General features: G+C 57.6%; 13 protein-coding genes. 9 read left to right on the top strand and 4 right to left on the bottom strand.

Annotated features, from left to right (window positions below; all coding sequences use genetic code 11):
- Nucleotides 1-3 precede the first annotated feature (3 nt).
- From IEW73_RS04165 to hisG, 3 genes are all read left to right on the top strand, one after another.
- Nucleotides 4-390, top strand: a complete 387-nt coding sequence (locus IEW73_RS04165; protein WP_188670959.1) for an MmcQ/YjbR family DNA-binding protein — start codon at nt 4-6, stop codon at nt 388-390.
- Between the two features lie 143 nt (nt 391-533).
- Nucleotides 534-815, top strand: a complete 282-nt coding sequence (locus IEW73_RS04160; RefSeq protein WP_504739199.1) for a phosphoribosyl-ATP diphosphatase — start codon at nt 534-536, stop codon at nt 813-815.
- Nucleotides 816-862: 47 nt separating this feature from the next.
- Nucleotides 863-1711, top strand: a complete 849-nt coding sequence (hisG, locus tag IEW73_RS04155) for an ATP phosphoribosyltransferase (RefSeq protein WP_188670957.1) — start codon at nt 863-865, stop codon at nt 1709-1711.
- Nucleotides 1712-1719: 8 nt separating this feature from the next.
- On the opposite strand, the gene IEW73_RS04150 is transcribed toward hisG, so the two are convergent.
- The 3 genes from IEW73_RS04150 to IEW73_RS04140 form a co-directional block, all read right to left on the bottom strand.
- On the bottom strand, nt 1720-2370 hold the full coding sequence (locus IEW73_RS04150) for a TetR/AcrR family transcriptional regulator (RefSeq protein ID WP_188670954.1): 651 nt from the start codon (nt 2368-2370) through the stop codon (nt 1720-1722).
- 103 nt (nt 2371-2473) lie between these two features.
- Complete coding sequence (locus IEW73_RS04145) at nt 2474-3283, bottom strand: thioesterase family protein (RefSeq protein ID WP_229675733.1); 810 nt, start codon at nt 3281-3283, stop codon at nt 2474-2476.
- A 39-nt stretch (nt 3284-3322) separates the two neighbouring features.
- The gene (locus IEW73_RS04140; RefSeq protein WP_206050443.1) at nt 3323-4123 is read right to left on the bottom strand and encodes a RecB family exonuclease; all 801 of its coding nucleotides are present in this window, start codon (nt 4121-4123) and stop codon (nt 3323-3325) included.
- A 309-nt stretch (nt 4124-4432) separates the two neighbouring features.
- Here IEW73_RS04140 and IEW73_RS04135 point away from each other — a divergent pair, with 309 nt between their 5' ends.
- The 3 genes from IEW73_RS04135 to IEW73_RS04125 all read left to right on the top strand — a co-directional run bounded on the left by IEW73_RS04135 (nt 4433) and on the right by IEW73_RS04125 (nt 6971).
- Nucleotides 4433-5260 (top strand): tRNA (adenine-N1)-methyltransferase, encoded by an 828-nt coding sequence (locus IEW73_RS04135; RefSeq protein ID WP_188670950.1) that lies wholly within the window; start codon nt 4433-4435, stop codon nt 5258-5260.
- A 91-nt stretch (nt 5261-5351) separates the two neighbouring features.
- Nucleotides 5352-5684 (top strand): DUF8108 domain-containing protein, encoded by a 333-nt coding sequence (locus IEW73_RS04130; RefSeq protein WP_188670948.1) that lies wholly within the window; start codon nt 5352-5354, stop codon nt 5682-5684.
- 57 nt (nt 5685-5741) lie between these two features.
- Entirely contained in the window at nt 5742-6971 is a 1230-nt protein-coding gene (locus tag IEW73_RS04125; RefSeq protein ID WP_188670946.1) for an APC family permease, read from the top strand.
- Nucleotide 6972: 1 nt separating this feature from the next.
- Here the strand turns inward: IEW73_RS04125 and IEW73_RS04120 are convergent, their stop codons facing one another.
- Entirely contained in the window at nt 6973-7383 is a 411-nt protein-coding gene (locus IEW73_RS04120; protein ID WP_188670944.1) for a hypothetical protein, read from the bottom strand.
- A gap of 353 nt (nt 7384-7736) precedes the next feature.
- Here IEW73_RS04120 and IEW73_RS04115 point away from each other — a divergent pair, with 353 nt between their 5' ends.
- From IEW73_RS04115 to IEW73_RS04105, 3 genes are all read left to right on the top strand, one after another.
- Nucleotides 7737-10010: a DEAD/DEAH box helicase gene (locus IEW73_RS04115; RefSeq protein WP_188670941.1), complete on the top strand. Its 2274-nt coding sequence runs from the start codon at nt 7737-7739 to the stop codon at nt 10008-10010.
- Between the two features lie 10 nt (nt 10011-10020).
- Nucleotides 10021-10488, top strand: coding sequence for an SRPBCC family protein (locus tag IEW73_RS04110; protein ID WP_188670940.1), 468 nt, complete (start codon nt 10021-10023; stop codon nt 10486-10488).
- Nucleotides 10489-10587: 99 nt separating this feature from the next.
- The gene (locus tag IEW73_RS04105; protein ID WP_188670938.1) at nt 10588-11043 is read left to right on the top strand and encodes an SRPBCC family protein; all 456 of its coding nucleotides are present in this window, start codon (nt 10588-10590) and stop codon (nt 11041-11043) included.
- Nucleotides 11044-11195: the final 152 nt, after the last annotated feature.

Raw genomic sequence — 11195 nt, 5'->3', positions numbered from 1 at the left:
TCCATGGCGCATCCCAGGATGTACACCGACGATGACCCCTACCTTGCCGAGATTAGGCGGATAGCCCTCGGGTTTCCCGAGGCTACTGAGGTAGAAGCGTGGGGTAGGCCAACCTTTCGGGCCAAGAAGATGTTTGGAATCTACAGCGGCAGCATGTCCCAGAGGCTCAGCCTTGAGTTTCTTCCAGATCACGGTGAACTGGAAGCACTTCGGCAGGACCCCAGGTTTTACGTTCCTCAATACTCCGGTGCTTTCGGCTGGTTGGCCCTCGACCTCACTGCCGAAGAACCTGATCTCGCTGAAATCGCAGAGTTGCTTGAATCGTCGTTTCGGCGGGTCGCCTTCAAGCGAATGATTGCAGCGCTTGATGCGTCGCCGCGAACCCCGTGAAATGTATGTTCAAGGTGTTGACTGAATCGCATCGCAGGTTGGGAAACGTGTTTGATGTACACCTCCAGCAGTGCTAGCGATATATCGAACCGGCAGCGTGGGGTGGGTATCTCCACCCGCATGTCGCACCGCACGGTGCTTTCGTGACACAATTACCGCCCGTGAAGACTTTCGAAGCGCTGTTCGCCGAGTTGCAAGAACGAGCTGCCACCAGACCTGCAGGGTCGGGGACAGTGAAAGCGTTAGACGCTGGAGTTCACACGCAAGGAAAAAAGATACTCGAAGAAGCCGGCGAAGTGTGGATCGCAGCTGAATACCAGAGCGACGAAGAACTGTCCGAGGAAATCTCACAGCTCTTGTATTGGGTGCAGGTCTTGATGGTGGGACGAGGGCTGAGCCTCGACGACGTTTACCGACATCTGTAGATATCGAACCCTCGCCCTCAGCTCACCACCACAAAAGGAACATTCAGATGTTGCGCGTCGCAGTCCCCAACAAAGGTGCACTCTCCGAAGCTGCCGCCGAAATCCTCTCCGAAGCGGGTTACAGAACCAGGTCGGACAGTAAAGACCTCACCGTCCTTGACCCAGCAAATCAGGTGGAATTCTTCTTCCTCCGGCCCAAAGACATTGCTATTTATGTCGGTTCTGGCGAACTTGACCTCGGCATCACCGGGCGCGACCTTGCCGCCGACTCCGGCGCCCCTATCCGTGAACGACTTGCCCTAGGTTTTGGCAAGTCAACATTCCGGTATGCGGGCCCGCAAGGTAAAGAATGGACCGTAGACGACCTCGAAGGTCTCCGGATTGCGACGTCATACCCCAACCTTGTGCGCGCGGATTTGTCTCGCCGTGGACTCAACGCCACAGTCATTCGTCTCGATGGCGCCGTAGAAATCTCCATCCAACTCGGTGTCGCCGACGCTATCGCGGATGTTGTTGGTTCTGGGCGCACTCTCCGCCAACACAACCTCGTCGCGTTTGGTGAATCGTTGTGTGACTCGGAAGGCGTGCTGCTCGAACGGGCTCAGGACGTACCAAGCACACCAGCGCGGGATCAACTCGTTGCCCGCATCCAAGGCGTGGTTTTCGCCCAGCAGTACATGATGCTCGACTATGACTGCCCGAAAACACTGCTTGAACAAGCGACGGCGATCACCCCTGGAATCGAGTCACCAACTGTGGCGCCCCTTGCCGACCCAGGGTGGGTAGCTGTTCGTGCCATGGTGTCGAGGCGACGAGTGAACAATGTGATGGACGACCTCGCAGCAGTGGGCGCTAAGGCCATTCTTGCCTCAGACATCCGGTCCTGCAGGCTCTAGCGGTTAGGTTAGCTGGCGGCCTGCACCCGGTGGGCTAGGCCGTCGAGCAAGATTTCGACTTTGTCGTCGAGCCACCCGCGACCAAACCAGGTGGAGTCGTCCTGCAAAGCTTCAGCGAGCACACCAGGCTGCTCCCACTCCTGACGGACTCGGTCGCGGGTGGTGCCACCGTCGTCTAGCGGGGCATCGAGGCGAGCCATGTTCACGAATGTTGTGAGGGTGAGGTCGCCGATGAAATCGATAGCCAGCATCGCATCGCGGGTGGAAAAGCCTTGCTTGGTGAGCGCCTCAGTGAGGGCTGATGCGCGACTGACGATCTGTGGCGGTGTGCCAGACAGAGTCAGCATCGTTTCTGCGAGGCCCGTGTATCGTCCGAGCATCTCCCACATGACATTGCCGACGCTTCGAAGAATGTCCCGCCACGGTTCGTCGTCACTTGGCCATTGCATGCTGTCGACTGCTGTTCCTACACACTCAAGCAGCAGTGCATCGCGGTCAGCGTAGTAGCGGTACAACGCAGAATGTGACACCCCGAGGCGACGAGCAATTGACGGCATTGTCGCCTCAGTTAATCCCTCAGCGAGGGCTGCCGCGATGATGTCATGCTCGTGCAGTGAACGCGGGCGCCCAGTCTTCTTTCCACCAACAGCCGATGCCATATGTCCGGACTTTACTTCCCTGTGCCACAGCATGTTTGGCAATTCAACAATGTGGACAAAACCGATATTTGGGTGGTGATCGTGCCGGTCAATCCACGGGATATTATCGGGCGCGTACGAGAAGTGTCTGCGCGGATCGGCCACACGGGCCCTTCTCGTCGTGCAACACAGCAGCGCACATTCCTATGCCATCCGGGCCGACAGATGATTGAGCGGAAACTCCAATCCAGTCACCTACCGGTTGGCGGTACAAGTGCACCGACAGGTCCGTGTTGAGATACGTCCATGCCCGGATGTCGAGTTTCGCGCCGAGACCGTTGGCGGAGTCGACAACACTAAAGAGCCGCTGGAGTGGGGTGAGTGGCTCATCATCGACCAGGCAGACTTTCGGTCGGCCCCAGAATTGACCCGGACCGTCAGCACCAGGCTTGGTGAGCAAAACCCATTCAACAACGTGCACATATCCAGGCGGGAAGAACTTTGTTGGGTCGGCTGTGCGACCAGCGGTGTAGTTAGCCATGGTGGGATCGTGATCCATCGCTGCCGAACTCGTATCGGATGTGGCCAGTTGCCATGCTTGCGCTGTGGCAACCGACCGGTATGAACCGTCGTCTTGCAACGATTGAAGTTCCGCGCGGACCAGTTGAATCTTGCTCCCTGGGCGGGTGACAGCAGAACGCACGCGGCACTGGGTGAGGGGAATCGGACCAAGAATGTCGACCGTCACCCTGGATAGGTGCGCGTCGGGTCGAGCAACACACCGTTCAAGCGAGCGAACCAAAAGCGCCGACGGAGGCGAACCGTGTTGCATCGTGTCCGCCCAGACGCTCACCGTGGACGGAGTTGGCGTGAAATACTCCCAACCGTCATCATCGGATTGGGATACGGACCTGTAAAACGGCTCATCTACCACGTGGTTTCCTCTTCGTTGAGGTGCTACTTCTTGTAGATATCAGGCAGCGTCCGGCCAGCCTGGGTACTCGGGCGGCGTCCCACCAAACGAGGGACACATAGGTTTATGGTCGCACCACCCACACAATTTACTCGGACTCGGTTGAAAGTCGCCCGTCACGCCAGCATTTCGGATCGCACCCCACATCGCGTTGACAGTTCGTTCAAAACGAAGCAACTCGGCCTCATCTGGGCTGAGTGTCATCACTCCGCCATCGCCGAGATACATCAATTTCAATTGATCTGGAACGATCCCACGGGTGCGCAACAACATGAGGCCATAGAACTTCATCTGGAACAATGCGCTGCCCGCTGAGAGCTGGCTAGGTGATCTCCCCGTCTTATAGTCGACGACGCGAACTTCACCAGTGGGAGCAACATCGATACGGTCGACAAAACCCCGGAGGCGCACCCCGTCTGCAGTTTCCGCTTCGACGAAGAGTTCACACGACTCAGGCTCGAAACGAGTCGGGTCTTCCATCGTGTAATAACGCGAAACCAACCGTTCGGCTTCAGCAAGAAAGCCGTCGACGTCATCACCAACTAGCTCAGCGATGTCTGGATCATCAGCCACCATCTGATCCCACGCGGGGCGAAGCAACCGGACGGCTTGATCGCGCACGCGTTGAGGCGCGGGAAGGCCGTACAGAGACTCAAGCGCGGAGTGCACCATCGTTCCGCGCACCTGCGCCTTGCTAGATGACTCAGGGAGCCGATCTATTGCCCGAAACCGATACAGCAACGGGCATTGCTTAAAGTCATTGGCCCGAGACGCCGAGAGTGCCAACGGGCGACGAGCCAAGGGCTGCCCCGCATCGACGTTGGTTGCGGCCGCTGTCTCAGTTGGTGTGGTCTCTGGTTCGGTTACTTCAGATTTGCTTGTCACTTTTTTCGCGTCACTACTCTTGCTTCACTAGGTGCGTGCTTGTGGCTGGTGCGTTCTTTAGGCTGGTCCGGTGACCTTGTCTACCGGGAAATCCCTACTCTAATCGGCCGGTCCGTCACTTTCGCATCCCCACGAACGCAGCAGATGCTTCATGGCGTCAATTTCTCCTGGCGAAATGTCGTAGTAGTGTTGCACGGTCACACACCGAGGGAGGGCAACCCCAGCATGAGCGCCAGCAGTGGACCATTTCGTGAGGGCGACCGCGTGCAACTCACCGACTCAAAGAACAGGCACTACACCCTGGTTCTCCAGGCTGGCGGAGAGTTCCACACACACAAGGGCAACATAACGCACGACTCCCTCATCGGCTCGGATGAAGGTTCGGTAGTGAAATCTGCTAACGGGACCCCATACCTAGCCATGCGCCCGCTGCTGACCGACTACGTGTTGAAGATGCCCCGTGGTGCCCAGGTGATCTACCCCAAGGACGCCGCCCAGATTGTTCACGAGGGTGATGTGTTCCCAGGCGCTCGGGTTCTGGAGGCCGGCGCTGGTTCTGGCGCACTCACATGCTCATTGCTACGTGCGGTTGGCCCCACCGGGAAAGTAATTTCCTACGAGGTACGTGACGATCACGCCGAACATGCCGTCCGCAATGTCGAAAACTTCTACGGAGAACGCCCCAGCAACTGGGAACTCACTGTCGCGGACGTCTCCGAGTTCGAAGGCCAGGTTGACCGCGTCATCCTCGACATGCTGTCACCTTGGGAAGTGCTGCCAGCGGTCGCCAAAGCGCTTATCCCGGGCGGAGTTCTCATCGTGTACGTGGCAACGACAACGCAGTTGTCGCGAGTTGTCGAAGCGCTGCGTGAGCAACAATGTTGGACCGAACCGCGGTCATGGGAATCACTCGTGCGCGATTGGAATGTGGTCGGCCTTTCCGTCCGCCCAGGGCATCGCATGCAGGGACACACAGCGTTCCTTGTCTCCACTAGGCGACTTGCGGAAGGTGCGGTAGCGCCTAAGCCTCAGCGCCGACCCAGCAAAGGCTAGGTTGTGACCTCGTCGCCCAAGTTGCGACGTGTAGATCCAGTTATAGGATGATCCTTCGCGGTACTAAATGTTCGCTAGGGGGGAAATTTAGGTGACGGATCCACAGTTCTCATCCGGTGCTATGGGGCAACCGTTGATGCCAGACGCCATGCGAAAGCAGTACCTTTCGCTAGCAATCGCTAACGAGGTATCCCGTGGAGGGCGAGTCGAGTGGCAGAGTGAATTCGAAGCCATCCTAGTTGTCGGCAAGCCAACAAATCACGTACTGCACCTATTGATCACCGTGCTCGGGGGAGTGTTCACGTGTGGTCTTCTCTTGTTGTGGGTGTTCGTGTGGCTCGTTATTGCGCTTTCGAATAAGGAAAAGCGCGTGCGCGTGGGCATCGATGAGTACGGTCACACGCACCGCCAATGGATTTCCTAGCGCTACGGCGTTGTGCCCCGCCAAGCAAGGGGTAGCGAACTCGCTTATTGTGATCGGGTGATCACAAGCGGCAACAGGCTTTCTCGAACGCTCACGCTTGGTGATTCGGTCGTGATCGGACTCGCCGCCATGATCGGTGCAGGCATTTTCGCAGCGCTCGCGCCCGCTGCCGCTGCGGCAGGTTCGTTGGTCTTCGTGGCGTTGGCCATCGCTGCGCTTGTTGCCTACTTCAATGCCAATTCGTCTGCGCGGCTCGCGGCTATCTACCCGGAATCGGGTGGCACATATCTGTATGGAACGCGGCGACTTGGCCCGTTCTGGGGGTTTATAGCGGGTTGGGGATTTGTTGTCGGCAAGACCGCTTCCTGTGCTGCGATGGCATTGACGGTTGGCGCGTATGCATGGCCCGGCAATGAAAGACTTGTGGCAGTTGTTGTGGTGCTCGCAGTTACAGGTATCAATTACGTTGGAGTGCAGAAGTCGGCGCAGGCGGCGCGCATCATCGTGTCGTTTGTTCTTCTAGTCCTCGCGGCAGTAGTTGTTATCGCCTTGTTGGATGCGGGCGGCGTGAAGGCACACTCGAGTGCGACCACTGTGGGCTTCGCGGGTGTGTTGCAAGGTGCCGGACTGCTGTTCTTCGCGTTTGCCGGTTACGCGCGCATCGCCACGTTGGGGGAGGAAGTCCAAAACCCGAAGCGAACAATCCCACGCGCAATTGGGTGGGCTTTGGGCATCACATTGGTGGTGTACGGGATCGTTGCATTAGCAGTGCTCTCAGTTCTCGGTGTCGATGGGCTCGCCGCAGTGTCCGACCCGTTGGCTCAGGCTGTCGCTAGCGTGCCGGGTGCGGAATGGCTCGTGCGTGTGGGTGCGGTGGTGGCGGCTACCGGGGCGTTGTTGTCGCTCGTTCTGGGGGTGTCTCGTACGTCCTTCGCGATGGCTCGAGATGGTCACCTGACAAGCTCCTTGGCTGTCGTGCACCCGCGGTTTCACGTACCGCACCGGGCGGAACTGGTCGTGGGAGCATGTGTGATAGCGCTGGTGTTGTTTGTTGATCTTCGCGGCGCAATCGGGTTTTCGTCGTTCGCGGTTCTGACGTACTACCTCGTGACGAACGTGTCTGCATGGACGTTGGCACCGGGGTTCAAGTCCCGGTTTGTCCCTGTGCTCGGAGCGGTTGGTTGCGTTGTGCTGGCGGTGACGCTTCCCGCTAGTTCTGTTCTGTGGGGAATGGTGGTGCTAGCGGTTGGGGCAGGCACCTATTGGGTGCGTCACCGTTTGACCTAAGTCACCGTGTCTCTTCAGCGGTCGGGGTGGCAGTGCAGGTGATGGTTTCACCTGGCGTGCCCGTTGTTTCTGCGAGGACTTTGATGTCGTCGAGCAGGATGCGGCAGGTGAGGGTTTCGTTCGCGGCGGGGGTGGCGGTGATTTCCGCTGGTTGACCGTCGGTGATTACAACGTGTTCGGTCCAGGGGAGTTGTGCCGCGATGTCGGTGCGTTCGGTTGAGTCCGCGCCGCGTTTGTCGGAACCGAGGTACGTGAGTGACGCGCTGCCAGTGTCGGCGTCTGTTGTGTCCACGTAGTAGTGGATGGCCCATGCGTCGGAGAACGGTTTAGCGATGTCGCTGCAACCAGAAAGGGAGATAACCGCTGTTGCGGTGAGGGCGGTTGCGGTGAGGGTGCGGGCGATGTTTTTCATGCATCTATTTGATCGCGGCTCCGGTGGGGGTGTCGTCGCCTTGTCGGCTGATGTCGCGGGGGTGAGCGTCATACCGTGGGCGGAGTGCATGCAGCGTTTGATGGATTCTCTGCCGAAAATGCCCTCAGCGTGCTCGTTATCATGAGAGCTTTTCGGGTTGGTGCATCAGAGTGGGTGCAAACGAAGACAATTTTGCGGACTCGGAGGGTCTAGATCATCCAGTTCAGCGTGGATTTCTGCCATGCGGTCCAGTTCCGATCATTGCACAATACGTATTGACTCAAATACGACTGACTGAAAATAGATTGCGCTAGTGTCCGCTCGTGTCTGAGTTGCCGCCTAGGATCCGATACATGGTGTCGCCCCAACACACCCCCCGTAGCGAACCGACTTTGCCGCGCGAACTATTCGTGGCAGCCAAATCCCGCATCGGCGCACCCGCCCAACAAGCCCTCAAGATCTCGTCCTGGATCCTGCACCACACCGAAATCCTCATGCGCGCCCCGGAGACATTGCGCGAACAAGTGCGAATGCACGCTCGCGAGGTAGCCGAATCGTCGATCAGCGACATTCTTCGCACCGTGTCACTGGCAGATCTGCGACCGTACCTCGACGGGAGCGTCCGCCTCGGCGCCCTAGAAAATGCCGGAATCAAGACTGTCGAAGACGTCCGCTCACGACCGCCAAGTTCCCTCACCCCCATACCTGGCGTTGGGGCACATACGGCAATGCAAGTCAGCGTTGCAGCCAACAAAGTCGCGGAGGACATTGCCCGCGACGTTGCCGTTCGGCTTGACCCAAACCGAAGGACACCAGCCCAGACTGCGCTCTTACAAACCGTCGCGGCGCTGCGACAAGCTGACGAAGCAACGCTCAGCACAGGCCGACAGCTACAACGGCTCGCACTCAGCCTCCGACCTGCCGCAGATGCCGCTGCCCCGGCCGTGAGCAAGACCCGAATGTTCTTTTCAGGATCACGCACAAAACATCGAGTGCTCGCCGGGTTGCTGGAACTTGAGCGACTCATCACGCACCCCGATGTCATTGCGCTGCAACACCAACTCAGCGATGCGTTATCCGCAGTGGAGCCGTCCCCCTACGACCCAGTAACAGTGTGGGCGGAATTTGAACGCGATCCAGCAGCGTTCTATTCATTCCTGTCGACTATGGGCCTCGGTGGTACACCCGACACCGAAGCCTCGCACGGGTTTATAGGCGACGAACTCGCACAACGAGTCAGCGACGTCCACGTTGATACGTCACTTCTCGCAGCCACACTGCGCGGGTATCAACTGTTCGGTGCGCAGTTCATCCTTCACCGAAGGCGGATCATCCTCGGTGACGAGATGGGCCTTGGCAAGACAGTTCAAGCACTCGCTGCAATCGCGCACCTCGCCCGCGCTGGACAGCACCGAGCACTCGTTGTGTGCCCGACGAGTGTTCACGTGAACTGGTTAAAAGAAAGCGAAAAGCACACAAAAATTGATGTGCACAGCTTGCACGGACGAGACCGGGATATATCGTCGATGCAATGGCGACGCGACGGGGGAATCGCGGTGACAACCTTCGGTACTGTCGGCAACCTTGGCCTAGACCACAGCGAGATCGACATCATGGTCGTCGACGAAGCACATTATGTGAAAAACCCTGACACGATACGTTCCAGAGTTATCCGGCAACTGACAATGCAGGCTGAGTACGTGGCCTTTTTATCGGGAACTCCCATGGAAAACAGGGTTTCGGAATTCAAGGCGCTTGTTGGATACCTCCAGCCCGACGTAGGCGAGACGCTCAATCCGGGGGTGACAATTGCCGGTGCGCGGTCATTCCGACGCAAAGTCGCACCAGTGTATTTGCGGCGCAACCAGGAAGATGTCCTCACTGAACTTCCCGAACGCATCGAAGTCGAGGAATGGGTTGAATTCAGCCCCGAGGACGACCGCGAATACCGCACAGCTGTATTTAGCGGAAACTTCATGTCGATGCGGAGGGCGGCATACGTCTCATCCCGATCAGCTAAGCGAGAGAGACTCAGGGAACTCGTCGAAGAAGCATGCGACGACGGCCTGAAAGTTCTCGTATTCTCCTACTTCCTCGACGTCCTAAACAGCGTGTCGCATGACCTTGGCTCGTCAGTAGTTGGGGTCATATCAGGATCCGTTTCGCCGCCCAAACGGCAGGAACTCGTCGACAGATTCACCGCCAAAAAGGGCGGTGCTGTGTTGTTGAGCCAAATCGAAGCGGGCGGTGTTGGCCTCAACATCCAGGCGGCATCAATTGTCATTTTGACCGAACCCCAATGGAAACCGAGCGTGGAAGAGCAGGCGATCGCCCGCGCTCACCGGATGGGCCAAATTCGCACAGTGCAAGTACACCGAATCCTCGCCAAAGACACCGTGGATGAACATATACGCCTGGTGCAAGAACAAAAACAAGCCCTATTCGACGAGTACGCACGTAAGAGCGACGCGAAGGACGCGGACGCGCTTGCCGTATTCACGGAGGCGGCATCGGAGAAAGAACCCGGCGCCGCCACTGAACGCGCAGTGATCGCAGCGGAACGCGCGCGCATAGGGGTGTCATTAAGCCGCACAAACCGATTTACTACTAGTAAGACATCCAACTGAAGGAGATGCTGTGGCCGACAAAACATTCACTATCGAACGCTCGATAGACATCAATGCCCCCGCAGAGACGGTTTATCGTCTCATCGCAGATCTTCGGAACTGGAAGCAGTGGTCTCCGTGGGACAAGCTTGACCCCGATATGGATACGGAATATGCCGGGGCCGAAAGCGGTGTGGGCGCCAAGTATTCGTGGTCAGGAAATCGTAAAGCAGGTAAGGGCTCGATGGAGATTGTCGAGGCCACCGAGCCTTCCAACGTGTCCATCAAACTCGATTTCGTGAAGCCCATGAAGTCAACGAACTCAACAACTTTCGCCATTGCCGAAGCAGGTGACACCAGCACCGTCACCTGGACAATGGTCGGCCCTCGAACAATCTTTTCGCTTTTCGCAAAGCTGTTCGGCGGCATGGACAAGATGATCGGGAAAGACTTTGAGAAGGGGCTCGCCGACATGAAAGCCGCAGCTGAGGCAAAGTGACCGCGGCACCATGCCGGTACACTAATTTCTAACACACTGACGCCTTATTGGCTGCTCGAAGCTGGCTAACCACGAGGCCCACCAACGAAGGGATTCACGATGTCAAGCCCCAAACTTGAAGCAACAATCGAAACCACCGCACCACCAGCAAAGGTGTGGCAAATCGTGTCGGACCTGCCACGCATGGGCGAGTGGAGCCCACAATGTCGCAAGAGCTTTTTTCTCGGTGGTGAAATCGGCGAAGGTTCACTCGCCATCAACATCAACCGCAAAGGGTTTCTCGTATGGCCGACTCGGTCACGCGTAGTTACCTTCACCCCGAACGAAAAAGTCGCATTCAAAGTTCTCGACAACAACACAGTGTGGTCCTACACGCTTGAACCAACACAAACCGGCACACGCATCATTGAACGGCGCGAGGCACCCAAAGGCACAACCAAAGTTTCGCAGTTCCTCGTCAAGACCGTGCTTGGCGGAAATGACGATTTCGAGAAAGAACTCATCGAAGGAATGAACCTCACCCTCGAACGAATCAAAGCAGAAGCCGAAAAGTAGTTCGAGCCTGCGGCGGAAACGCTCCGGGGTTGCCGCAACGTAACGCGATGTGACCACCTTCACCTAGGCATTCACGCGCGAGTAACACTTCCGTCAACAGTATCGCCGAGTCCGACATCGGCGTTGTGCCGCGTTATTCACGAAACCTACCG

Source organism: Hoyosella rhizosphaerae (assembly GCF_014643175.1).
In the GTDB taxonomy this organism is placed as follows: Bacteria; Actinomycetota; Actinomycetes; order Mycobacteriales; family Mycobacteriaceae; genus Lolliginicoccus; species Lolliginicoccus rhizosphaerae.
The sequence above is the reverse complement of the archived record's forward strand: the minus strand, read 5'-3'. Positions and strand labels throughout refer to the sequence as shown.